Annotated in this window: 22 protein-coding genes and 1 tRNA gene; 10 read left to right on the forward strand and 13 right to left on the reverse strand. The window is 65.0% G+C overall.

From position 1 onward, the window contains the following. Window positions 1–131 precede the first annotated feature (131 nt). Window positions 132–1022, forward strand: coding sequence for a formate dehydrogenase accessory sulfurtransferase FdhD (locus tag AC1RQP_RS24275; RefSeq protein WP_131873679.1), 891 nt, complete (start codon window positions 132–134; stop codon window positions 1020–1022). Beyond that, window positions 1003–1659 carry a molybdenum cofactor guanylyltransferase MobA gene (gene mobA / locus AC1RQP_RS24280; RefSeq protein ID WP_492938797.1) on the forward strand — a complete coding sequence of 219 codons (657 nt, stop codon included), beginning with the start codon at window positions 1003–1005 and terminating at the stop codon, window positions 1657–1659. Before AC1RQP_RS24275 ends, mobA begins: the two co-directional genes overlap by 20 nt. A gap of 5 nt (window positions 1660–1664) precedes the next feature. On the opposite strand, the gene AC1RQP_RS24285 is transcribed toward mobA, so the two are convergent. The 4 genes from AC1RQP_RS24285 to AC1RQP_RS24300 form a co-directional block, all read right to left on the reverse strand. Beyond that, entirely contained in the window at window positions 1665–1976 is a 312-nt protein-coding gene (locus AC1RQP_RS24285) for a hypothetical protein (protein WP_239621646.1), read from the reverse strand. A gap of 90 nt (window positions 1977–2066) precedes the next feature. Beyond that, window positions 2067–4016, reverse strand: coding sequence for a molybdopterin biosynthesis protein (locus tag AC1RQP_RS24290; protein ID WP_492938798.1), 1950 nt, complete (start codon window positions 4014–4016; stop codon window positions 2067–2069). A gap of 13 nt (window positions 4017–4029) precedes the next feature. Continuing rightward, window positions 4030–5136 (reverse strand): molybdopterin-binding protein, encoded by a 1107-nt coding sequence (locus AC1RQP_RS24295; protein ID WP_492938799.1) that lies wholly within the window; start codon window positions 5134–5136, stop codon window positions 4030–4032. Between the two features lie 54 nt (window positions 5137–5190). Beyond that, the gene (locus AC1RQP_RS24300) at window positions 5191–6018 is read right to left on the reverse strand and encodes an ABC transporter substrate-binding protein (protein WP_492938800.1); all 828 of its coding nucleotides are present in this window, start codon (window positions 6016–6018) and stop codon (window positions 5191–5193) included. A gap of 286 nt (window positions 6019–6304) precedes the next feature. Here AC1RQP_RS24300 and AC1RQP_RS24305 point away from each other — a divergent pair, with 286 nt between their 5' ends. After that, complete coding sequence (locus AC1RQP_RS24305) at window positions 6305–7198, forward strand: substrate-binding domain-containing protein (protein ID WP_492938801.1); 894 nt, start codon at window positions 6305–6307, stop codon at window positions 7196–7198. A gap of 99 nt (window positions 7199–7297) precedes the next feature. Then, window positions 7298–8512 (forward strand): ABC transporter substrate-binding protein, encoded by a 1215-nt coding sequence (locus AC1RQP_RS24310; RefSeq protein ID WP_492938802.1) that lies wholly within the window; start codon window positions 7298–7300, stop codon window positions 8510–8512. A 189-nt stretch (window positions 8513–8701) separates the two neighbouring features. Here the strand turns inward: AC1RQP_RS24310 and AC1RQP_RS24315 are convergent, their stop codons facing one another. After that, the gene (locus AC1RQP_RS24315; RefSeq protein WP_492938803.1) at window positions 8702–9676 is read right to left on the reverse strand and encodes a TAXI family TRAP transporter solute-binding subunit; all 975 of its coding nucleotides are present in this window, start codon (window positions 9674–9676) and stop codon (window positions 8702–8704) included. A gap of 104 nt (window positions 9677–9780) precedes the next feature. On the opposite strand from AC1RQP_RS24315, the gene AC1RQP_RS24320 reads away from it, so the two are divergent. The 3 genes from AC1RQP_RS24320 (at window position 9781) to AC1RQP_RS24330 (ending at window position 12878) form a co-directional block, all read left to right on the forward strand. Continuing rightward, window positions 9781–10755 (forward strand): Bug family tripartite tricarboxylate transporter substrate binding protein, encoded by a 975-nt coding sequence (locus AC1RQP_RS24320; RefSeq protein ID WP_492938804.1) that lies wholly within the window; start codon window positions 9781–9783, stop codon window positions 10753–10755. A 518-nt stretch (window positions 10756–11273) separates the two neighbouring features. Further along, a tRNA-Ile gene (locus AC1RQP_RS24325) sits at window positions 11274–11349 on the forward strand. A 683-nt stretch (window positions 11350–12032) separates the two neighbouring features. After that, the gene (locus tag AC1RQP_RS24330; protein ID WP_492938805.1) at window positions 12033–12878 is read left to right on the forward strand and encodes a hypothetical protein; all 846 of its coding nucleotides are present in this window, start codon (window positions 12033–12035) and stop codon (window positions 12876–12878) included. Window positions 12879–13309: 431 nt separating this feature from the next. On the opposite strand, the gene AC1RQP_RS24335 is transcribed toward AC1RQP_RS24330, so the two are convergent. The 5 genes from AC1RQP_RS24335 to AC1RQP_RS24355 form a co-directional block, all read right to left on the reverse strand. After that, window positions 13310–13645: a helix-turn-helix domain-containing protein gene (locus AC1RQP_RS24335; protein WP_492938806.1), complete on the reverse strand. Its 336-nt coding sequence runs from the start codon at window positions 13643–13645 to the stop codon at window positions 13310–13312. Next, entirely contained in the window at window positions 13642–13869 is a 228-nt protein-coding gene (locus tag AC1RQP_RS24340; RefSeq protein WP_492938807.1) for a type II toxin-antitoxin system RelE/ParE family toxin, read from the reverse strand. The genes AC1RQP_RS24335 and AC1RQP_RS24340 overlap by 4 nt, the downstream gene beginning before the upstream one ends. Window positions 13870–13896: 27 nt before the next feature. Further along, on the reverse strand, window positions 13897–14694 hold the full coding sequence (locus AC1RQP_RS24345; RefSeq protein WP_492938808.1) for an adenylate/guanylate cyclase domain-containing protein: 798 nt from the start codon (window positions 14692–14694) through the stop codon (window positions 13897–13899). 268 nt (window positions 14695–14962) lie between these two features. Continuing rightward, on the reverse strand, window positions 14963–15175 hold the full coding sequence (locus AC1RQP_RS24350; protein ID WP_061879353.1) for a hypothetical protein: 213 nt from the start codon (window positions 15173–15175) through the stop codon (window positions 14963–14965). A 1-nt stretch (window position 15176) separates the two neighbouring features. Next, on the reverse strand, window positions 15177–15401 hold the full coding sequence (locus tag AC1RQP_RS24355; RefSeq protein ID WP_061879354.1) for a hypothetical protein: 225 nt from the start codon (window positions 15399–15401) through the stop codon (window positions 15177–15179). A 516-nt stretch (window positions 15402–15917) separates the two neighbouring features. On the opposite strand from AC1RQP_RS24355, the gene AC1RQP_RS24360 reads away from it, so the two are divergent. After that, entirely contained in the window at window positions 15918–16286 is a 369-nt protein-coding gene (locus tag AC1RQP_RS24360) for a rhodanese-like domain-containing protein (protein WP_492938809.1), read from the forward strand. Between the two features lie 207 nt (window positions 16287–16493). Then, window positions 16494–16673: a hypothetical protein gene (locus AC1RQP_RS24365; protein WP_239621628.1), complete on the forward strand. Its 180-nt coding sequence runs from the start codon at window positions 16494–16496 to the stop codon at window positions 16671–16673. A gap of 297 nt (window positions 16674–16970) precedes the next feature. On the opposite strand, the gene AC1RQP_RS24370 is transcribed toward AC1RQP_RS24365, so the two are convergent. Beyond that, complete coding sequence (locus tag AC1RQP_RS24370; RefSeq protein WP_492938810.1) at window positions 16971–18161, reverse strand: adenylate/guanylate cyclase domain-containing protein; 1191 nt, start codon at window positions 18159–18161, stop codon at window positions 16971–16973. Window positions 18162–18277: 116 nt separating this feature from the next. Next, window positions 18278–18862 (reverse strand): HutD/Ves family protein, encoded by a 585-nt coding sequence (locus AC1RQP_RS24375; RefSeq protein WP_492938811.1) that lies wholly within the window; start codon window positions 18860–18862, stop codon window positions 18278–18280. 214 nt (window positions 18863–19076) lie between these two features. Between AC1RQP_RS24375 and AC1RQP_RS24380 the strand changes: the two genes are divergently transcribed. Further along, entirely contained in the window at window positions 19077–19532 is a 456-nt protein-coding gene (locus tag AC1RQP_RS24380; protein WP_492938812.1) for a hypothetical protein, read from the forward strand. A 5-nt stretch (window positions 19533–19537) separates the two neighbouring features. Here AC1RQP_RS24380 and AC1RQP_RS24385 read toward each other — a convergent pair whose 3' ends face one another. Then, complete coding sequence (locus AC1RQP_RS24385) at window positions 19538–21634, reverse strand: adenylate/guanylate cyclase domain-containing protein (RefSeq protein ID WP_492938813.1); 2097 nt, start codon at window positions 21632–21634, stop codon at window positions 19538–19540. Between the last annotated feature and the right edge of the window lie 123 nt (window positions 21635–21757).

Consider the following 21757-nt stretch of genomic DNA (forward strand, 5'->3'; position numbering starts at 1 on the left):
CAATCCAGACCGCCTCCGTGGAAAGATCCTGGATTGCTTCGCTGCGCTCGCAATGACGAACGGAGGCATTTTGTCCATTCCCCGCCATGCATATATCGGCTTGACCCGAATGTCATGCTAACCTCGCCGCCATGATGAAGATCGACAAAGCCCCGGTGCCCCTGATCATCCCCAACCCCGACGACCCGCGCCTGACCCAGAGCGTGACCGGGACCGACCAGACCGGCGCCAGGGTCGAGATCAAGGTCCCGATGGAGCGGCCACTGACGCTCTACCTGAATGCCCAGGAGATCGTCACCATGATGACGATCGGCGACTATCCCGAATATCTGGCGCTCGGCTATCTGCTGAACCAGAACATGCTGAAATTCAACGACGTGGTCACCGAGGTCGAATACGACGACGACCTCCAGGTGGTCGTGGTGCGCACCGCACATCACACCAATTTCGAGGCCAAGCTGAAGAAGCGCACGCAGACCTCGGGCTGCGCGCAAGGAACCGCCTTCGGTGATCTGCTAGAGGCCGTCGAGAGTGTCGCGCTGCCGAAGGCGGAGCTGCGCACCTCCTGGCTCTACCAGATGACGCAGACCATCAACACCATGCCTTCGCTCTATCTCGAGGCCGGCGCGATCCACGGCTGTGTGCTGTGCAAGGCGGGAGAACCACTCTGCTACACCGAGGACGTCGGCCGCCACAACGCCGTCGACAAGATTGCTGGCTGGATGTACCGCCACGGCGTCGAGCCTGGCGACAAGATCCTCTACACCACCGGGCGTCTCACCTCGGAGATGGTGATCAAGACCGTCCGCATGGGCATTCCGATTCTGGTGTCGCGCTCCGGCTTCACCGCCTGGGGCGTCGATCTCGCAAGGCAGGTCGGGCTGACGCTGGTGGGACGCACCCGCGGAAAGCGCTTCATCGCGCTCGCGGGCGAGGAGCGCATCGTCTACGACCAGAACCTCGCTTACGTCGAGGAGGAGTCGGCCAGGCACAAGCGCAAGGGTGAAGGTGGTGACGACTAGGATTCCGGCAACGAGCGTTCCATCGACTCTCGGCGTGCTGCTCGCCGGCGGCCTCGCACGGCGCATGGGCGGCGGCGACAAGCCGATGCGCACCATTGGCGGGCGCACCATCCTGGAGCGCGTGATCGCGCGCCTTTCGCCCCAGTGCAGCGGGCTGATCCTCAACGCGAACGGCGATCCCGCCCGCTTTGCTGCCTTCGGCCTGCACGTCGTCGCCGACGACGTGCCCGGCTTTCCCGGCCCCCTCGCCGGCATCCTCGCTGCGCTCGACTGGACCGCGACGAACCGGCCGGAGATCGAATGGGTGGTCAGCGCCGCCGGCGACTGCCCGTTCCTGCCGCGCGATCTGGTTGTCCGCCTGCATGAAGCACGCGTGCGCGAGAACGCGCAGCTCGCCGTTGCCGCATCGGGCGAGCAGTCGCATCCCGTGATCGGCCTGTGGCGGGTCGCCTTGCGCGAGGAGTTGCGCCACGCGCTGGTCGTCGAGGACCTCCGCAAGATCGACCGCTGGACCGCGCGCTATCCGCTCGCAACGGTGACGTGGCCCACCGAGCCGCTCGATCCGTTCTTCAACGCCAACACGGTCGAGGACATCGCCGAGGCCGAGCGGCTGGCCGCGCTGGACGACGCGGCCTAGCGGCGTTACGATTTCGGAAACTCGTTGAGAAGCTGCGCCCAGATGATCGCGAAGGCGATCAGGCCGCAGAGACCGAGGGCAGTGGTGAATCGCGGCAGACGGCCGATCGCAACCAGCAGCCAGGCCGGCAGAAAGAACGCCCCGAAGACCATGCCTAGCGGAAACACCGCGAGCCATTGAAAGCCGCTGCGGTCCCCCTGCGGGACATTCGCGATGTGATAGAAGGTGTAGAGCCAGAACAGCGTTCCGGCCGTCGCGATGAGTGTAGCAAGCCTGCGGAAATTGAAGGGCGTCGATGCAGTCGTGACCTGGCTCATATTCCTTGGTCGTAGCGGCGGCCATCCAAGTTCATGCTTGCCATCTCCTCCCCATCGCGCATGGCTCGAACGCCGCGCCTCGGCTGTTGTCTAGGCGGGCCGGAAACCCGCTCGCCCGAGCGCCGCGCGCACCTCATTCGAGCCGAGTGCGTCGAGAAAGGCCTGGACCGCCGGGCGCGATTTGCGCGCCGTCACCAGCGCAAAGTCATAATGCTCTTCCGCGAGCGCAATGAAACCGAGGCCGGCCGCATCGGCGACCGGCGCAATGGTCATGCCCCAGTCGGCGCGATGCTGCGCGACGGCCGCCGCGACGGCGTTGTGCGAGCGCGGCTGGTTCCAATAGCCTTCCGGGCGCGCGCCGCCGAGCAGCCGGTCGATCAGGATGCGGGTGCCGGCACCCTGGTTGCGGTTGACCATGATGCAGGCGGGATCAGAGAGCGCGCCGGCCACCGCCTCCTTCGCATCAAGGCCCTCGAAACGCCTGTCGCCCTTGCGGAAGACAATGCCCTGCATCCGCCGCCAGCCCGGCACGAGCTCGAGGCCGTCGACGAGATAGGGCGAGTTGTAGCTCTCGCTCTTGTCGTCGAACAGGTGGATCGGCGCGACATCGCATTCGCCGCGCTTGGCGGCTGCGAGTCCACCGAGGCTGCCGACGGCGATCGAGCGCACGGCCAGGCCGGCATGCGCGAGCCCAGCGGTGACGAGATCGAGGCCGGTGCAATGGCTGCCGACGATGACGAGATCCGGCACGCGCACATGCGGCGTGAACAGCGTCACCTCGGTTGCGGTCCCGGCCGGCATCTGGTCGGCGAGCGCGTCGATGCGCAAGAAACCGTCGGCCTGCGCGAAGGACGTGATCGCGCCAGAGCCCTTGCCGGAGGGATAGGCGATTAACCCATTCTTGCCCTCGACCAGCGAGACCATGACGAATTCGGTGCGACCGAGCTCGGACGCAATGCGCACCGGTACGGTCGCGTTCGCCTTGGCATCGGAGCGTGGCGGCAGGCCGGCCAGCCTGCGCAGCACCGGCACGATCATGTCGTGAAAGGTGAACATCGCCGAGGTCGGAAAGCCCGGCAGGATCACCACCGGCTTGCCGTCGCACACCGCAAGGCACAGCGGCTTGCCGGGCTTGAGCGCGACACCATGCGCGATGATGCCGGGCTTGCCGAGCCGGCCGATGATGCGATGGGACAGGTCGCCCGCGCCTTTCGAGGTGCCGCCTGACAGCACCAGCATGTCGGCATCCGCGAGCGCGCCGCGCATGGCAGCTTCGAGCCTGGCTTCATCGTCGGGAATGGCGCCGAGGAAGACGGCCTCGCCGCCATTCTCGTCGACCGCGGCCGCGACGATGGCGCCGTTGGTATCGTAGATTTCGGCAGGCGCGAGCGGCTGGCCGGGCTGAACCAGTTCGTCGCCGGTGGAGATCACGGCAACCCGCGGCTTGCGCACGACACTCGCCTCGGCAATGCCGCAAGCCGCCAGCATGCCGATCTCACGCGAGCCGACGAGGGTGCCGGCGCGCAGCAGCGCCTCGCCGCGCGCGATGTCGGATCCGGCGTACGAGACGAATTGGCCCGGCGAGACGGCGCGACGGACGTCGATCGCATTGAGGCCCGCCGGCTGGGTGTGCTCGACCATGACCACGGCATCGGCACCGCGCGGCAGCGGACCGCCGGTGGCAATCGGCGTCGCGGTGCCGGTCGCCACCTGCAGCCTCGGGGCGGTGCCGCAATGAATGGTCTCGCCATTCAGCGCGAGGCGCACGGGCGCGCCCTCGCCGGCCGCCGCAAGATCCGCGGAGCGCACCGCAAAGCCGTCGACATTGGACCTGTCGAACGGCGGCACGTCGATCGGCGCGGTGACGTCCTCGGCGAGTGCCGCACCGAGCGCGGCGGCGAGCTTGCGCAATTCGCTCGGAAGCACGCGCGGGAACAAGGCCGCCTCGAAGCGCGCCAGGGCCTCCTCGCGCGAGAGGATCTCGAGGAACTGTTCCTGCTCGAGCGCGCTGCGGTCCGGTGATTTCGGGATCATCGTCATGCCACGACCCATATCACTCCCGCAACAGATGGGCATCGACCGCCGTACCTGCCGCAAATCCCTCGTGACTGGCGGGAATGAGCAGCCACGCGTCCGCACGGGCGATGGCCTGAAGCGGCCATTCGCCCACGGCAAGCGGCATCCAGGCGCGATGTTCCCCGGCCAGCAAAGCGATCTCGGCGATGCCGACACCGGATGCGATTTTTCGCGCGAGCGGCAAGGTCACCCGTCGGCGCGGGCGACGCGCCGACAGACGATCGACCAGCGGCAGCACGAGCGCGAGCCAGGCCGCAAGCGCATGATCGGGCGAGCCGGGCAAGGCGACGACGGGAACCTGTCCGAGCCGTCCGACCGCGGCAGTGCGTCCGGGCTGGAGCGCAAGGCCGTGCGCCATCACCTCGCCGCGCTGGGCCAGGGCCATGATGGCGGCGTCCTGGCGGCCGACGCCGCTGCCGCCGATCATCAGCAGAAGATCGCAAGAGGACGCATCGAGCACATAGGCAATCGATGCTTCGTCGCGTGCCCGAGCTTGACGCGTCTCGACGTCGAGTCCCGCCGCCCGCGCGAGCCCGGCGACCATATGCATCGTTGCCGTTGCGCCCGGAACATTGACAATGTGCAGCCGGGGCCGCCGCACGCCGAGCTTCTCCAGACCCGCAACGCGCGCCATCAAGAGATCGGCCGCACCGACCGGATGGCCCTCGGCGCCGGCAGGCGTGCCTTCCGCGATGTCTTTGCCGGCGCGCCGGACGCCTTGTCCGGGCACGCCCTCCGCCAGCACCTGCACCAGCGGCCCCGACACCTCCACGGCATCGGCATCGAGCACACAGTCGGATCCTGCCGGCATCGCGTCGCCGGCCTCGACCCACACGGGCACGCTTGTCAATGGCAGCGGCGAATAAGAGGACGCGCCGACGAGATCGTTGGCGCGCAGCGCCCAGCCGTCCGCGGCGGCGATGTCGTGGGGCGGACGGGCCGCGAGCAGCGGCGTGCCTGCCGCGATGCAGCCGGCGGCTTCTGCCAGCGGCAGCTCGACCGCTGCACGCGGCTCAAGCCCGTTCAGCAACGCGGCGAGGGCGCTGTCGAGCGGCGTCAGCGAGGGCGGCAGGCGCTGGGTCATGCGCCATGATGGACCATGCATCGCCCGCTTTGGCAACCGCCGGCGATGCGGGCTTCAACCGCCCGACCTGTCGGAGTTGGGGAAGAACAGCTGCTGCCCGTCGACCTTGTAGCCGGCGATCGCCGTCTGCCCCTCCGGCGATGTCAGCCAGTCGATGAAGGTCTGCCCGAGGTCTTTCTTCACGTTCGGAAACTTCGCAGGGTTGACCAGCATCACGCCGTACTGGTTGAGCAGACGCCTGTCGCCCTCGACGACGATGTCGAGATCGCCGCGATCTTTGAAGGCGATCCAGCTGCCGCGGTCCGCCAGCACATATGCATTTGCGGCGCGCGCTGCGTGGAGCGCCGAGGCCATGCCCTGCCCGGCCTCGCGATACCAGGCGCCCTTGGCGGCGGCGATGTCGATGCCGGCGACGATCCAGAGCGCGAGTTCCGCGGCGTGGGTGCCTGACCGATCGCCGCGCGTCACGAACGGCGCGCCCTTGGCTTCGATCGCCTTCAGCGCCGTTGCGATGTCCTTGCCCTTCACGCCCGCGGGATCGCTCTTCGGCCCTATCAGCACATAATCGTTGTACATCACGTTGTAGCGCTTCACGCCAAATCCGTCGGCGATGAATTTCTCCTCCTGAGGCCGCGCGTGCATCAGCACGACGTCGACCTCGCCCCGTCGCGCCCCGTCGAGCACTTCGTCGGCGCGCCGCGCGATCACGGTGACCTCGATGCCGGCCTTGTCGCGGAAGATCGGCAGCAGATGATCGAGCAGGCCGGACTCCTGCGTCGCCGTGGTCGTGGCGAGGACGATGCCGCGGTCCTCCGCGGATGACGCCGCAACGCCCGCGGCAAGCCCGCAGAGAAGCGCAAATACAACGGACAGGCGGCCCATGATCGGGGTTCCCTTGGCTATGACGTTATCATGATGATGAGCGATTGCGCCGCACTCGTGACGCGTTTTCGCGCGGCCTGGCCGGGAAATTTCGGCAACGCCGCCGAGGCGCGCCGCGCGAGCGATTGATTCAGGATCGTTCACCAAAGCAGAAATCGCGCGTGCGGGATGTATTGCAAAGCGGCGAGATGATCGGGCATGGTTCCCGCCGACAAAAAATCTGAAATGCAGAATTCCACCTGCGTCGGGCGTCAAAAAGAAGCAATAATTTGCATAGGAATGCAGGATGGAATTCCTGACGACCAGCGAAGCCGCCGAATATCTTCGGCTCGGCGAACGCAAGCTTTACGAACTCGTCACCACCGGTGCGATCCCCTGCACCAAAGTGACGGGGAAATGGCTCTTCCCGCGGCACGAGCTCGACCTCTGGGTCCTGTCGGGACTGGCACGTCCGGCCGGCATGTTGATCGCGGAGCCGCCGCCGGTCGTCGGCGGCAGCCAGGACGAATTATTGGATTGGAGTCTGCGCGAATCCGGCTCTGGCCTGGGATCGATGAGCGAGGGCAGCGCGCGCGGGCTCGAGCGCCTGCAGCGTAACGAGGTGATGGCTGCGGCGGTGCACTTCCACGCCTTGACCCCCTCGGACGATCTCGCCAGCGATGCCAGTATCGAAGCCCTGCGGGCCACGCCGGACCTGCATGACGTGGTGCTGGTCGCGTTCGTGCGCCGCGAAGAGGGTCTGGTGCTGCCGCACGGCAATCCCAAGCGGCTGCACGGCCTGACGGACGTGCTCGCACTCGGCGCCCGGATGGCGATGCGGCAACAGGGCACGGGCGCGCAGATGCTGCTCGACGTGCTCCTGAAGCGCGCGGGCGCCTCGACGCGCGATCTGCGCCGCATCGAAACGTCGGCCCTGACCGGGCCGGATCTTGCCGAACTGGTCCGCGCCGGCCAGGCCGATTGCGGCATCGCGACGCGCGCCGCGGCGCGTTCGGCCGGTCTCGATTTCGTGCCGCTGGTCTGGGAGAATCTTGACCTCGCGATGCGGCAGCGCAGCTATTTCCGCCCGGCGATGCAGGCCGTGCTCCGCTTCCTGAACGAGCGGCGGCTGCGCCAGCGCGCCGAGGAACTGACCGGCTACGATCCCTCGCCCGCAGGACAGATCCGCTTCGCGGCCTGACGTTGACGCCTGCCCCCGAATAGTTGCAAAAGAAACCAATTCAGCCGGGCCATACCCGGATGCAACACCGGCCAACGAGCCGGCTCAGGGAGGACAAGCGTGAATCCAACCAGATTTGGACTGCCGGTCGCGGCTGCCTTGGTGACGGCATTGCTGCCGGGTGCCGCAATGGCCCAGGTCTCCGACGACGTCGTCAAGATCGGCGTGCTCACCGACATGAACGGCCCCGCCTCCGCGCCGACCGGCCAGGGCTCGGTGACCGCGGCGCAGATGGCGATCGACGATTTCGGCGGCACCGTGCTCGGCAAGCCGATCAGCGTCGTGATCGGCGACCACCAGCTCAAGGCCGATATCGGCGCCTCGCTCGCGCGGCGCTGGTACGACATCGAGCAGGTCGATCTGATCGTCGACGTGCCGGTCTCCGCGGTCGGGCTCGCGGTGCAGAACATCGCCAACGAGAAGAAGCGGCTGTTCATCACCCACTCCACCGGCACCGCGGATTTCCACGGCAAGTTCTGCTCGCCTTACGCGATCCAATGGGTGTTCGACACCCGCGCGCTCGCGGTTGGCACGGCGGATGCGGTGGTCAAGCGCGGCGGCGACAGCTGGTTCTTCATCACCGACGACTACGCCTTCGGCCACTCGCTGGAGCGCGATGCGTCCGCCGTCGTCACCGCCAATGGCGGCAAGGTGCTGGGCTCGGTGCGGCCGCCGCTGGCAACGCCCGACCTCTCCTCCTTCGTGCTGCAGGCCCAGGCCTCCAAGGCCAAGATCATCGGCATTGCCGCCGGTCCCCCCAACAACATGAACGAGATCAAGACCGGCGCCGAGTTCGGCGTGTTCAAGGGCGGCCAGCAGATGGCGGCGCTGCTCGCGCTGATCACCGACATCCACGGCCTCGGCCTGCAGGCCGCGCAAGGCCTGCTCCTGACCACGTCGTTCTACTGGGACATGGACGACAAGACCCGCGAATGGTCGAAGCGCTACTTCGCCAAGATGAACAAGATGCCGTCGATGTGGCAGGCCGGCGTCTATTCCAGCGTGATGCACTATCTCAACGCCATCAAGGAGACCGGCACCGACGATCCGCTCAAGGTGGCCGCCAAGATGCGGGAAAGGCCGATCGAGGATTTCTTCGCCCGCAATGGCCGCCTGCGCGAGGACAATCTGATGGTGCACGACCTCTGGCTGGTGCAGGTGAAGACGCCGGAGGAGAGCAAATATCCGTGGGACTATTACAAGATCCTCACCACGATCTCAGGCGACAAGGCGTTCGGCCCGCCGGACCCCGCCTGTGCGATGGTGAAGAAGTGAAAGTGGGCCGCGCTGACGGTGCACCCTCTCCCCTTGTGGGAGAGGGTGGCTGCGCGAAGCGCAGCCGGGTGAGGGGTTGTCTCCGCGGGACCAACTCTCATTTGAATCCGCGGAGACAACCCCTCATCCGGCGCTTCGCGCCACCTTCTCCCACAAGGGGAGAAGGAGGGAAGTGCGGATGCAGCGCGCTTATTTCACCACCCCGATCTCGCGAAAATACTTCATCACGCCGGGATGGATCAGCTCCGGCCTCGGCGCTGCCGCGACGGTGTTCGCCGCATTGGTCTCGCAGGCCTGGGCGAGCTTCCTGCAGAACGTCGCCTCGACACCGTGCAGTGTCTTCGCGAGCCGATAGGCGACATCGTCGGGCAAATCCTCGCGCGTCAGCACGAAGCTCCACGACCCCAGCGAAGCGATCGGCGCGGTCTGGTTCGGATAGCTGCCCGCCGGCACGGTGAGCGGTTTCAGGAACGCATGCCTGGCGCGGATGCGCGTGATCTCTTCGGCACTGGGCGCGATGAAGCGCGCGCCTGCCGGGCTCGAAGCGACCGCGGCAAAGCCGGGCCAGCCGATGCCGGCGCCCCACAGCGCGGCGACGCGGCCGTCCTCGACCATCGCGGGGCCATCGCCGGCGCGGTCGAGATAGACCGCCCTGAAGTCCTCGTCCTGCTTCAGGCCGAGCCCGTCCAGCACGTAGCGCGCCAGGATCGGCAGGCCCGAGCCTTTCGCGCCGAACGCGACGGGCTGACCGACGAGATCGCGGATCGTCCTGTAGGGACTATCCGCGCGCACCACGAACATGCCGGGGTTGGAATAGATCGCGGTGAGGATCTTCAGCCGCACGGGTGCGCGGCCGATGCCCGCGAAGGCTTCATAGGCCGGCTCGCCCGCGACGAGCGCGAGATCGAGCTCGCCCTTTTCCAAAAGCGGGATGTTCTCGTTGCTGCCCTTGGTGTTGCGTGGGGCGATGGACATTTGCGGATCGGCCGCGTTCATCACCTCGGCAAAGGCGTTGCCGTACAGCGGAAAGCCGCCGCCGGGGGTTGCGGTGCCAAGGCTGATCGTCAGGCTGATCGTCGTGGTCGGAATGGCCGTGCCTCCGGTTTGCGCGGCGGCGGGGCTTGCGAGCAGCGCCGCACCGACGAGGATCATCGCGAATCTCATGGTCGCTCCTGGGACCTGCGTCAACACCGACTTGCGGCGATATAGGCAGCGACCCGATTTTGTGAAAGCATGCAGCCAACCACAATAAAGCAATGGGAGGTGTCATGTTGCGAATCTTGCGTCACGGTTTGTTCGGACTCGCAGTTCTCTTAGGTCTTTTCAGCACCACCCCTCCCGCCTCCGCCGCCTATCCCGACCGCCCCGTGCACTGGCTGATCGGCTTCTCCGCCGGCGGCCCGGTCGACATCGTGGCGCGGATCATGGCGCAGTGGCTGTCGGAGCGGCTCGGCCAGCAGGTCATCGTCGAGAACCGCACCGGCTCCGGCGGCAACATCGCCGCCGCCGCCGCGATCAACTCGCCGCCGGACGGCTACACGCTGCTGTTCGTCGCGCCCAACAACGCGATCTCGACCTCGCTCTACAAGAAGCTGCCCTTCGACTTCCTGCGCGACACCGTGCCGGTCGCGAGCATCATGCAGCTCACCAACATGCTGGTCGTCTCCAACGCGTTTCCGCCGAAGACGGTTCAGGAGTTCATCGACTATTGCAAGGCCAATCCCGGCAAGATCTCCTTTGCCTCGTCCGGCAACGGCACCTCGGTGCACATGTCGGCCGAGCTGTTCAAGGTGATGACGAAGTGCGACATGGTGCACGTGCCCTATCGCGGCTCGGCCATCGCCTTCCCCGACATCATCTCCAACAAGGTGCAGCTGATCTTCGACAATCTGCCCTCGGCCATGGAGCAGGTGAAGGGCGGCACCGTCCGCGCGCTCGGCGTGACCTCGCCGCAGCGCTGGCCGAGCGTGCCCGACGTGCCCGCGATCGCCGAGACCGTGCCGGGCTTCGAATCGGTCGGCTTCTACGGCATCTCCGCGCCGAAGGGCACCCCGCCCGAGGTGATCGAGGTCCTCAACAAGGCCGTCGGCGAAGCGTTGAAGGACCCGAAGCTGGTGGCGAAGCTCGCCGAGACCGGCGGCATCCCCAAGCCGATGACGCCGGCCGAGTTCGGCAAGCTGGTCGCGAACGAGACCGAGAAGTGGCGCAAGGTGGTCGAGTTCGCCGGGGTCTCGGTGGACTAAAGCGCGATGCGATTAGGATGAATCGTCATCGCGCTTTAGGTTGTTGTTTAAGCATGATCTTTTCGGAAAACCGCTGCGCACTTTTCCGGATCATGCTTTAGGGCAGCGGCCCCGCCCCGGCGGCCGGCGCTCGCCGGCACGACGTTGAGGGGGCCGAGAGGCCCTCTCAAAGCGAAAACTGCGAAAACAACCCCATGTACAGTAGAAGAATGGAGCAATCACAGGGGCTTACGGAATCGCCAAATGGACACCGGCCGGATGATCGCCAGGGCCGTTTGACTTGTCGGGCAAAACAGTGGCAGAATGCGATTATTCCGAATTCAGCAATCGTCTGCGCGGAGCGTGTTCCGCGCAGCCGCGGCGTTCCGCTCGATCAGGCCGCCTGGTTCGGCGCGTTCTGCCGACGCGAGCCGAGGACCACTTCGCCTTGAAAACGCTTGAAGATTGCACCCCCGCCTCAGGCCCTGTAAACGAACCGCGCACCGTTGCCGGCCGCCCCTAGCGGCCGCCTCGCGGCGGGGCCTGTAGCTCAATGGTTAGAGCCGGCCGCTCATAACGGTCTGGTTGCAGGTTCGAGTCCTGCCGGGCCCACCAGCCTTCGCTCGCTTCGCGAGCTTCGGCTCGGCAAGCCAGTCCCACGGACTCCCGGCGAAGCGAAGGAAGGCTGTCACGCCAAAGCCGCAAGGCGAAGGCGGACTGGTTCGACGAAATGCAATTGTCGGGGTCGGAATTGGAGCACGTGAATCTTAGTCTATGGGCGAGTCGAAGCCTTTAAGCTGTAGGCATCGAAGCCCCCCGCGGGTTCAGCGCTCTACCGCAAAGAGCGCTGGCGTGCCTTAAAGCATTGAAGAGAAAATAAAATCTTCTCGGTCAGTGACTGTCTCTTCAGCCCTGCTCCAAGCGCTCGGGGGCTGCGCACGAAGTCGCAAGCAACATCAGTCTGTTATGGGCATAGGATATAAAGCTAAACTAGCTAAATGGGGCTCAGCGCTCTTTCGCCATGAGCGATGATGCCAAACTAGCATGCTAAGTATCTGATTTTCCTAGCTGCAATTTTTCACTTGGCTCGTTGTTGCCGCGGCGCGCGGCATCCATTCAATTCAGCTTGACTGTCCCGAAAGGTCGGGACCTTAGCAGGTCAGGAATGAGCCATGCGTCAGCAACAGCGATTTGAGATTGCCATTTTAGGTACACGCGTGAATGCGGAGGGCATTTTTGGCATCGTCGGAGCAATACTGATGATCGTTTTAGTCCTCCATTCATTTTGAGGTCTCGCGATGCGCTACACGCTTCATAAGTTGATCGAGGAATTTCGTGCCGATCCTGATGCGCCCTTTGCTAATCTCAATCATGCTGTCCGGGCCAGGCAGACGAGGCTGTATGATCGCCTCATTCGCGAACACGGCAGTCTCTCGCTCGAACGCATACGGACACGCGACTTGATCGCATGGCACAGAGATTGGCTCGGACCGGGGAAAGTAGCGATAGCTCACTCCCTAGTTACAAGACTTCGCGTGCTCTTCCGCTATGGCGACGTAATGCTTGAGGATCGCGAGTGCCGACGACTTTCTGATGCGCTAAGCAACATTCGATTTGAGAAGCCGGCCTTACGTAGTCAACCAATCTCACAAGTGCAGATAAATGCCTTCAGGGACGCGGCGCATCAAATGGGCTGGGAGTCGTTTGCTTTGGCTCAAGCAATACAGGTTGATTTTCATTTGACCCAGAAGAACGTGATTGGAGTTTACGTGCCCTCGTCAGCGCATATCGACACCGACGTCACACATCCAAGATATGGGAAATGGCATGACGGCCTTCGATGGTCGGACATAGATGACAACTTGAATGTTCACTTGGGAGGTCGAAGGCGGCGGACTACGTTGATTGGTAACCTCCGCAACGCCCCCATGGTCATGCAGGAACTGGCAATTTATTGCGACAAGCCTTCCGAGGAAATTACCCGTGAAGATCTTCCACAAACGGGCCCGATTATCTTAAACGAGCAAACGGCGTTCCCCCACACGACGGCCGAGTTTCGGAGGAAATGGCGTATTGTTGCTGACTATGCTCAGTTACCAAAGACAGTAATGAACAAGGACAGCACGCGCTTGCAACCGATGTGACATGCGACCGGTGGCTTGCACTGGCCACTTCGTCGCTGTTGATAAGCCAGCGTCCAAGATACCCGTTCACCATCTGCACGGCTTCCAAGAACATCGATGAAGTCTTTAGTTTCATTGACAGTGCACTCAACCATCTACGGCCACTTTCGAGGACTACGGTGACATCGCACCAAATTACTCCGATAGCTTTCGCAGGTTCACGAGCTATAGCGCACTGTCATCGTAATCCTGCCCTCAGCTCTTCTGCAAAAAGTTAAGGCCTTTCTGTTGCTTTGATTATTTCTCGGATCGGCAACAATGTGAAAGAAGGCGGCGTGACCGCATACACCCGCATGGACTCTTCGATCTCGAGCGGGTCTAAGTCGCGGTATCGCACATGAATATGAATCTCCGCTGCTGCGAGCGCCACGTACTTCAGTTGTTGCGGCCCCTCAAACCAGCTCCAACCTCAGCGACCGCCCGACCATCCGCGCCGCGCGCTGCAGCGTGGCCAGCGTGACGTTGCCATCCTTCGGGTCGAGCAGGCGGCCGATCTGGCTGCGCGAGGTCTTCATGCGCTGGGCCAGATTGTTGCGCGATATGTTCTTCTCCTTCATCGCCTGCTCGATCTGCCAGGCGAGGACTTCCTTGACGGCGATGGCTTCGAACTCGTCGCGCTTGCCTTCCTCGCCGAGGAAATCATCGAGGGTGGTGAGCTTGGCGGTGGAGCGAACGGCTTTCTTCTTCCTCGCCGCGGTCTTCTTGCCGGCCATGTCGGCCTCCTTCATGTCTCGAACTCACGGTTTCTGCGGCGCGCAAGGGCCAGATCGTCCGGCGGGGTCTTCTGGGTCTTCTTGATGAACCCGGCGAGGACCAGAATGCGGCCCTGCTGCGCGCTGAACAGGACGCGGGCGATCCGGCCGCTGGGCAGCGAGGTGCGCACTTCCCACAAGCCGTCGTCCAGCGCGCGGCACAGCGGCATCCCCACCGGCCAGCGGTATTGAACGCGCATGAGAGACGCGCCGTTCTCCCTTGCCCCTCACCCCACCACCCGCCACAACCTCCACCGCTCCGGCACGCCCTTCAGCCGGTGCACGCCGTGATCCCTCAGGCTAATCGTGGACTGCGCCGTCACCAGCTCCTTCACCGCGCTCGACACCAGCACCTCGCCGGCGCGCGCTTTCGCCGCGACGCGGGTGCCGATGTGGAAGGCGAGGCCGACCATTTCGCCGCCGCTGATGGTGTATTCACCGGCGTGCAGGCCCACCCTGATCTCGAGGCCCAGCGTGCGCATGGCCTGCTGGATCGCGGTCGCGCAGGCGATGCCGGCGGCGGGCTTTTTGAACGTCGCGAGCACGCCGTCGCCGGTGGTCACGACCTCCTTGCCGCCGCACGTCTTCAGCTCCTTGCGAACGGCGGCGTAGTAATGGCCCATCACCTTGGTCCAGCGCACATCGCCGAGCTTGGCGGCCTTCGCGGTAGAGCCGACGATGTCGACGATCAGGATGGTGGCGAGCGCCTGCCTGAGCTCGGCGCTGCGTGCGGCCGAGGGGCGCCGGTTCGCGATGGGTCCGGTCAGCGGCTCATAGCGATGATTGCGGCGCCGCGCGATCGCGGCTTTGGTGTAGTCCTGCGCGCGCTGCGCGGTGCCGCAACGAACGGTCTTCTCCTGCGGCAGACGCGACCAATAGACCTTGCGCCCGGCACCGGCGCCATGCACCTCCACGGCGCCCCACTTCAGGAAGACCGCCGAGCCAACGCGCCTGACGCACCACGCCTTCGACGTGTACCCGGAGACGTTCGACTGATGGACACCGATGCGAAGGAATTTCGGCATGAATGTGCGGCCAAAGACCGTTTGCGTAGCTTTCGCAAAAGCTAGTCGCACAACCCGGTGTTGGCAACCTGACTCCCGTTCCGCCCCCCGCCCTGCAGTGCAATCGCATGTGGAAGCGACGTCTCTATAGCCATCCTTCGAGACGCCCGCCGTTGGCGGGCCCACAGGATGAGGACGGAGTGCGCGGCAGCAGTTTCAGCGGGCACCGATGTGCTTGCCCCCCCTGAGGAGATGCCATTGCGATTGCCCTGCGCCCCCAGGCTGGCAGCTAAATTCCCCTGCCGCCGCCCTGTTTGCCGATCGTGCAGCGCCACCCGGCCAGACGTTCGGCCGGATGCTGCGCCATCCATGCGGCGAGCTGCGGCGCGCCGATCAGGCAGGACTGCATCGTGACGTCGGCGAAGTCCGAGGTCGTGACGATTTGTTCATGACAGTCCGTCGGAGACGAGAGACTGCAGAGCACGGCGATGATCCTGATCATCTCACGCCAGCTCCTTCGACCAATCGTATTCGGGCCTGGCCGCCGAGCGCGTCACCGATTTGGCGGCATCGACGCTCGAGGCCTTTTCGGCGCGGCGCTGATAGTCATCGGCGAGCAGCTTCAGCCGCGTCGCGACCACCTCGTCGGTCATGCTCATCGCAGCGCGCAGCAGGCTCTGCGCCGTTTCCATGTATTGCTTGCCTCGTCGTGACATCTGCAGCGTCATAGCATCCTCGCGCGGTTTTCTGGAGATATGTCGAAGGCGATCGGGACACGGCCGAACCAGTCGCGGTCATCCTGGCGTCGCGTCGCGAAACGTTCGACGCACTTCTTCGAGCAGAGAGGCTTCCGCCACGCGTAGTACCTGACCAGGCCGAACCGGCCGTCGCAGACGGCACAGCGCCCGATTCGACCATGAGGATTTCCAGAGCAGGTTGGCATTGACGTCTCCTCTCGTTGTCGCCTGATGTCGCCGATCACCTCTTCTGTTGCACCGGGGCTTGCCTCGCCTTCCGATGAAGCGGGCGGCATTCGTCGTCCAAGCCGCCAACGAAGCCAGTCTACGAGTCCTGCGCGGCGATCTCTTTCACCAAGGCGCCCTCAATTGCGCATCTGCACGACGCGCGGCCCGGCACATGACGGGCCGGCTAACGCCGGTCTGCCGGGCGCGGCGTCGATCGACTGGAGGCGCAGCGAAAAGCGATGTGCTATCCTCCCGCGGGGGCGGCAGGAGAGAGAACCCATGGCAACGAGTGTCAAGCAAATGCTGGAAGCTGCGAACGCGGCGGTCCCGAAGATCACCTCCGACCAGGCGGCCGAGATGATCAGGAACGGTGACACGCTGGTGGTCGACGTTCGCGATGCGCCGGAAGTCGCCGCCAGCGGCAAGATCGCGGGCGCCGTGCATGTCTCGCGCGGGATGCTGGAATTTCGTGCCGACCCGGAATCGCCCTATCACGACAAGGCGTTCGACAAGACCAAGACCGTCATCCTCTATTGCGCGTCCGGCGGCAGATCGGCGCTGGCCGGGAAGGTGCTGAAGGATATGGGCTACGAGAAGGTCTACAACGTCGGCGGCTTCAAGGATTGGTCCGGGGCGGTCGAGAAATAGGCGGAACCGGCAGCGCGGTTCCCTGCCCGGGCTGTCACGGCAAGGGGCGCATTGGCGGCGCGCCTTGCGGGACCTGCGGCGGGCGCGGGACCGTCGTCCGGGCCATTGGCGGCGCCTGACCTTGCCGCGTCCATCGGGACTTCATCTTCGTGGCAACGATTGGCCGTCACGCGTGTTGTCCTGACCTGGAACACAGCGAGGCGCGCCATGGGCAAGGATAACGAACTGAAGCCCGACGACTTCCCGATCGAAGCCGACAAGGACAAGTTGAAGACCCACAAGGGCGAGCCCGTCGCCGACGCCGAATCGGAGCAGATTGCGAATGAGATCGCCGACCGGCTGAACGAGCACGCGCACCGGGAAGAGCAGGATCGCTGGTCGGCGTAGCGGCAACCGCCGCCCCGCAGGATTGGAACGACCAGGCGTTCCCGCGCATTGGCCCGCGCCGGATCCCACATGATCCGGCAATGGCGGCCCCGGCACGAACCGCCCCCGGACGGCCGGGGCCGCCTGATCGCGAGCGAAAGGAGCGAACATGAAAGCGCTTGTTCGAGCGCCCCGGCGAGATCAAAGACGGAGCGCCCCGGGGACAACGAAAGGCAAAGCCAGGGCGGCCAGATGAACGCACCGGGCGCCGGCACGATGGGAACGAACCGCAAATAGGCGCGGGCGGAGGTCGCGCCCTCACTCCGGATACGCGAACAGATCGATCGGCTCGCTGAAGCCGCGCACCGCGTGCTGGCCGACATGCTCCAGGGCGAACTCTTTCTCCACCAGCTCGGCGAAGGCGCGCGACAGCAACACCTTCTTGCCGATCGTCTTGGTCAGCGCCTCGAGGCGGGAGGCCATGTTGACGGCCGGGCCGATCACGGTGAAGTCGAGCCGACTGGTCGATCCGATATTGCCGTACATGACGTCGCCGACGTGGACGCCGATGCCGTAGTTCAGCGGCGCGCGGCCGGTGCCGCTGTTCCGTTCGTTCAGCGCGGCCATGGCCTGCCTTGCCTCGGCCACGGCATGCAGCAGGTTCGCGCAGGCGTCGGGCGCGCTGAGCGGGAAGATGGCGAGCAGCCCGTCGCCGATGAATTTCAGGATCTCGCCGCCGTGCCGCGCGATCGGCTCCGACATCGCGTCGAAATAGTCGTTGAGCAGGTCGATGACGTCGTCGCGCGGCCAGTTGTCGGAGATCTTGGTGAAATCGCGCAAATCGCAGATCATGATCGCGGCGCGCACCGTGGTGCCGGTGCCGCGCCTGGTGGCGCCGGCCAGGATCAGCTCGCCGGCATGGGAGCCGACATAGGTCTCCAGCAGCGTGCGGGCCAGGCGGTTCTTGATGCGAATCTCGCTGACCAGCGCCAGCACCGGCAGCACCTTCTTCAGACCGGCGATATGCGCATCGTCGAAACCGCCGGGCCGGTCGGTCGCGAAGGTGACGATGTGGCGCTTGCCGAGCGTATGGTAGAGCGGCCAGGCGACATAGTCGGTGAAGCCCTTGGCGCGCATCTCGTCATAGAGGGCGTGCTTGCGGCCGAGCGAGGGATCCTGCTCGAGCCTCTCGCGCAGCTCGGTGGCGCCGTCATGGATCTCGTGGGCGGCACTGCCGATATATTCGGGCCGCTCGCGAACTTCATAGTCGACCAGCGCAATCTCAGCCTCGCGGCTCCCGTCGGACCACATCATGCGGGCCCCCAGCCATTGCGGGTGATTGATCAACACGTGGAGCGTCGCCCGCTTCACGGGAATGCCGGCCTGCTGGAGGCGGATGCACATCTGCGCGAAGATGTCGTCGATGAAACGCTCGTCGCGCGTGCCGTTGGTCAGCCAGTCGATGACGCCGTCGGCAGGCGTGGGGGCAAGGTTGTCTGGCGCGGTCATATTCTGCCCCTCGAGCTGCGATCTGCTACCGAAGCAGATATCATGCTCCGGCCCGGCGGCGTCAACCTGGCCAGTTGCATGGATTGTGCGCAGCAGGCGACCGGTGCAGCGGTCGCCTAAGCGAGCAGCCGGATCGATCCCAGCACCGCGAGGCCCGAGACGAGCGCGAGCGTCGCCGGCTCCGTCAGCTCGACCTTCAACGTGCCCTCGTCGGGAATCGTAAAATTCTCGTCATCGAGACGGATGCGGCATTCGCCGCGCGCGGCGTAGACGAGATGCGTGCCCGCCGCGAGCGGCCGCTCGCCCGGCTCCCTGAGCGCGAGAAGATCGATCTCAGCCGCACCGCGCCGCGCCATGAGGTTCACGACCTCGACCGGGCCGGCCTCGAGCTCGGTGACGATCTCGAGCTCGCCGGTGAAGCGCACGGTCGTAAAAGGTTCACGTTCGTCGAATGCCTGCGTGGGCGACTTCAGCACGAGCCCACGCCCGCCCACGACCATCTGCAAGCGGTCGATGCCGGGCATGTAGGAGAAGGGACCGGGCGCCACGATCGGCGTCGAAGCAAAGCGCCAGAGCAGGCTGTCCCAATTCTTCCGGGGCGCATCGTCCCGATGAGCGTCCGCAATGTCGGTGAAGATGCCGCCGCCGTTCTTCCAGGGCGAGCGGGTATAGTCGTCAGGCTTGAGCAGCGTGGTTTTCATGTCTTTGGGTCATCCGGGAACAGCAAGAGGGCACGAGCTACTCACGTATCATGCGCCTGACGGACTGGCTTAGCCAATCGGCTGGACCGTTCTTGCTCAGCCCTGATCACCAGATCGTGCGGTTCAGATTGATGACACTCGGCACACTGCACGCTAAGATTGCACGTTTGATTTAAATGACGTCCTTCTGGCACTGCCTTTTGGGCGATCTTCCATGTTCAAAATTATCGAGAGAAGCGATCTCACCGAAATCCACTTGCGCCACGTTCCCGAAGGCCATTTTTACATGTTTCGAGTTACCATCGTCGGAGGTCGGCACCTGATCGAAACAGGAAAGATGGCTGAAAATCCACATTCGCACACCGCGGCCTACAGGTACGCGCGTCAAGCAAGGGAGTTTGCCGCCGAAATCGCAAGTCGACGTGATTATCTGTTACTTCCTCTTGAGCGTTTTGCATCACCCATCTTGGTGGAATCACCAGCTCCGGAGGATGGAGCTTCTGATATGGCAGCGCGACAGTCGCAAAGGGCTCAAGACGCACCTCCTGCCGAGGCAGCACGACCGTTGCAAACGCCTCAAGACGACAAAGCGTCATCCAAGTTCTCTTTAATCATGGGCATACTGCTATTCGTTGGGCTTCTCGCGCTGCTCCATGCCCTATCTCGCTGACGCCGTCATTTCGACGTCAATGCCGCTACGGCCCGCCAGGCGGCATCGGGCGCAGCCGACATGAGCTGCCGGCAGCGGTCGCGCATCAAGACGGCCGGACGATCATGGCTGCGCCGTTTCAGCACCGCTTCGAAATCGGCGAGCGCATCAGCAAACCGGCGTGCGCGATAGGCGGCGAGGCCGCGCTCGTAGTCCGCGATCCAGCCGGTCGCGTCGCTATCATCGACCGTCTCGCCCGCGATCCCGATCAGCTCGTGGACGGAGATCCCCTCCTCGCGTCCGTAGACCGCGATGCTGTCGACCTCGCGCGTGATGACGACGCCGCGCGCCAGACGTTCGGTCGCCGCGCCGAGCAGGATCCGCGTCCCGTAGGATTTGTTGGCGCCTTCGAGCCGGCTGGCGACGTTCACGGCATCGCCGATCACGGTGTAGTTCAGCCGCAGCTCCGAGCCGATATTGCCGACCAGCATGCGGCCGGAATTGATGCCGATGCGGATCTGGAGCCGCTGGCCGAGATCGTCGACAAGGCCCGACTGTTCGATCGCGCTCCGGCAGGCGAGCGCCGCGCGGCAGCATCGCGCGGCGTGATCGTCTTGCGGCTGCGGCGCGCCCCAGAACGCCATCACGGCATCGCCGATGAACTTGTCGATGGTCCCGCCATGGGCAACGATGATTTCCGAGGTGATGTCGAGATAGCGCGACAGCAGCGGCACCACGCGGTCGCCCATCCGCTCGGACAGCCCGGTGAAGCCGGCAATGTCGATGAACATCACGCTGAGCTCCTGGACGCTACCGCCGGGCCTCGCCTCGACGCCCTGGCGCAACAAGCCGCGGACGAGATCCGCCGGGATGAACTTGCGGAAGGCCGACAATCCCGCCGCCATCTCGGCGATCGCGCCCGACAGGCTCGCGATTTCCCTGAGCCGCGACGGATGGCGGCGGACCTGCTCCAGCGCGAAGGCCTCGACATGGCGCAGCTCGCCGACGACGCGTGACAGCGGCGCGGCAATGACGGAGCGCGCCAGCGTCGCCGAGGCCAGCGCCGCGAGCACGGCGCCGATGGCAAGGCCAAGGATCAGGCGCCGCAGCGTCGTCTCGACCGGCCCGAGAAACTCGGCCTCGGGGATCACGGTCGCGAGCGACCAGCCGGGAAACGACAGCGGCGTCAGCGCGACTTCATAGGCGGCGCCGCCCGACATGAGCCGGCTTCGCCAGGCCTCCCTGCCGCCGGCCTCGCCCGCCTTGCCGAGCGCCAGGCGCGCGAGCGGCAGCAGCGCCGTGTCGCCGCGCGCCGGATGGAGCTCGTCGGCATCCTTGTCCGGCGCCGCGACGAGCTCGCCGCTATCGTCGACGATGAAGGCGGTCCCCGTGCGCCCGACCTCGAGCTGCGACAGGAAGCGCGCGAGCCTGGTGTATTCGATGACGACGGCCAGTACGCCTTGCCGCTCCTGATAGACGTCGATCGGCCCCGCGAAGGCGATCGACGGCCGCACGCCAGTCGCATGGTCCAGCACCCTGAACCATTGCGGATCATCCGCGGTCAGCCCGGCCTTGAACCAGGCCTGATCGGCGACGTGAAACGAGGTCGGCTCAAAACGGCGGTTGGCGAACTCGATGTCGCCGGGCACCACCTCATATTCATCGACGCGGCGCTGGCCGGCATGGTCGGTCCGCGAGATCTCCATCATCTCCAGGCGGCGATCGCCGAGCTTGTGCGCGGCGAAGAAGGAGCCATCGGGCCAGCCGAACGCGACCCAGGAAATCGTCGCCTGCGACTGCAATTGCGAGAGAAAGACGAACTCGCGCTTGTCGGCCTCGCGAGTGTCGAGCACGTTCTGGAGGAACAGCGTGCGGATCGCCGTGTGGGCGGCGCGCGCCTCGTCGACGATGGCCGAGACCTCCTTGCGCACGGCCGCGACGATCTGCTCGTTGATGGTCGAGGCGAGCTGCCGGCTGGTCGCCTCCGCCGTGCGCCACCACAACAGGCTGGACAGCGCGGCCGTCAGCAGGATCGCGGCCAGGACCAGCGCGGAGACCGCAAGGCGGATGCTGACCGTCAGCCCTGCGATCGCGCGAAGCCGTCGTTCGGAATCGACTTTCATCGCTGCTTTCGCGCCTCGTTGCGAGCCACTGACATGTCTTACGCCGCCGGCGCTCGTTCGTTACGTCTGGCAGGAGCGAGCGCGCACAGCCAATGCCCGGCGGCTACCATCTCGATAGAAGCT

This window comes from Bradyrhizobium sp. GW821-FHT13H06 (genome assembly GCF_058803975.1).